The sequence below is a fragment of the Pseudomonas sp. K5002 genome, from assembly GCF_013386655.1.
Classification (GTDB): domain Bacteria; phylum Pseudomonadota; class Gammaproteobacteria; order Pseudomonadales; family Pseudomonadaceae; genus Aquipseudomonas.
This window is the reverse complement of sequence record NZ_JACARK010000992.1, coordinates 1-2,063: the sequence shown is the minus strand read 5'-3', so window position 1 is coordinate 2,063 and position 2,063 is coordinate 1. Positions and strand designations below refer to the sequence as shown.

Sequence of the window (2,063 nt, the reverse complement as noted above, 5' to 3'; positions counted from 1 at the left end):
AAAGTGACTCGCTGTAAGAGCGAAACCATAGGCCGCCGTTACCTAAATAACGGATATGTACTCTCAACTCACGCCGGAAACCGCAACGGCAAAGCAGCCTGAAGCAACGCCGCCGGATCCCGATAACGCGCCCCAAAGTGGTCCCCCGGCAACCGCGCCCGCCCAGCCCCAAACAACCGCTCCCGCAACGTCTCCCCCTCGTTGTACCGCTCACGAAACCGCCCCCGACGACGCAACTCCGGCACCACCAATTCAATAAAGTCCCGCGCCGTCTCAAACGACAAATACTGCCTCAGGTTAATCCCGTCGATCCCATCCTCATCCAGCCATTTCTCAATCGCGTCCGCCACCACCGTCGGCGTACCCGCGACAAAAAACCGCTCGCGATTAAACCCACCCAGCTGCGCCAATACCGCCCCAACAGTGGAGTCCGCCTTGTACCGGCTCAAACTCTCCCACCCCTTGACCTGCCGACTCACCAGATCACTGATCAACGTATCCCGCGGATACGCCGTCAAATCAATCGCCGACTGCCCGTGAGCCAGCGACGCCTCGACACTCACCAACTTGCGATAACTGTCGAGCTTGGCACTCACCTCCTCATCCGTCCGCCCAACGATCACCCCCGCCATCACAATAAACTTCAACCCCCCCGGATCGCGATCATGCTCAACTGCCTTCTGCCGCATCGCCTGGATATTCGCCCGCACCGCCGGCGCATCATTACCACCGGTAAACACCACTTCGGCATGCCGCCCGGCAAACTCGATCCCGGCCGGTGACCCCGTAGCCTGAAACAACACCGGCGTACGCTGCCGCGAAGGCTGGCACAAGTGTGGGCCGGCAACCTTGAAGTGCTCCCCCACGTGGTTGATATAGCGCACCTTGTCCGGATCGGTGTAGATCCGACGCTCACGGTCGACAATCACCGCGTCATCGTCCCAGGAGCCTTCCCAAAGCTTGTACAGCACGTCGAGGTATTCATCGGCGATCTCGTAGCGGTGATCGTGAACCACCTCAGTGTCATGCCCGAAGTTGCGCGCCGCATTCGGCAGGTACGAGGTGACGATGTTCCAGCCCACCCGCCCCTTGGTCAGGTGATCGAGGGTACTCATGCGCCGCGCAAAGGCGAACGGCGGTTCGTAGGTGGTGGAAAAGGTCGCGCCGAAACCCAGGTTCTTGGTCACCCCGGCCATCGCCGGAATCACCAGCAGAGGGTCGTTGCTGGGAATCTGCATGCCCTCACGCAGCGAGGTCTCGGGGCCATCGCGAAAGCGGTCATAGGTGCCAATCACATCGGCCAGGAACACGCCGTCAAAGGTGCCGTATTCCAGCAGCTGCGCCAGCTCGGTCCAATAGTCCAGGTCGTTGAAACGGTGCCGGTTGTTGTCCGGGTGCACCCACAAACCATGGACGATGTGGCTGACGCAGTTCATTTCAAACAAATTCACGTGCAGTTGCTTGGGCACCAGGAGCACTCCTTTCGTAGATACGTTTTCCAATACGTCAGATCGCGACATTCAGGTAGAACGGGATCGGCGTGTAGTCGGTTTCAAGGGTCGGGATCGCATCGATCAGCGCGCGGGTATAGGCATGGGCCGGACGGTCGAACACCGCGCGTACCGAGCCGGACTCCACCACTTCACCGGCCTTCATCACCAGCACGCGCTCGCTGACGTGGTTGATCACGCCGAGGTCATGGGAAATGAACAGGCAAGCCAGGCCGAGGCGGCGCTTGAGGTCGTCGAGCAGTTCGAGAATCTGTGCCTGTACCGACACGTCGAGTGCCGACACCGGTTCATCGCAGATCAGGATCTGCGGCTCGGAAGCCAATGCTCGGGCAATCGCGATGCGCTGGCGCTGGCCACCGGAAAGTTCGATCGGCCGGCGCGACAAGGCGCTGGCATCAAGGCGTACCAGTTCCAGCAGTTCCAGGGCACCCCGGAGTAGCCTTTGCCCAGGCTGATCAACACCATCAACTGGATCGCCCGCACCTGTTCACGCACCAGCGGTTCGCCGACGGAAACAGCGTGGGAACGCACGATGTTGACTTGCAGTTCCTT

The 2,063-nt window shown here is 60.4% G+C and carries 1 protein-coding gene and 1 pseudogene; both read right to left on the bottom strand.

Annotated elements, in window-relative coordinates; translation table 11 throughout:
* Positions 1-68 precede the first annotated feature (68 nt).
* Positions 69-1,469 carry an LLM class flavin-dependent oxidoreductase gene (locus HX846_RS32255; RefSeq protein ID WP_178966953.1) on the bottom strand — a complete coding sequence of 467 codons (1,401 nt, stop codon included), beginning with the start codon at positions 1,467-1,469 and terminating at the stop codon, positions 69-71.
* A 37-nt stretch (positions 1,470-1,506) separates the two neighbouring features.
* Positions 1,507-1,938: pseudogene (locus HX846_RS32250) on the bottom strand (ATP-binding cassette domain-containing protein); the annotation flags it as partial.
* Positions 1,939-2,063: the final 125 nt, after the last annotated feature.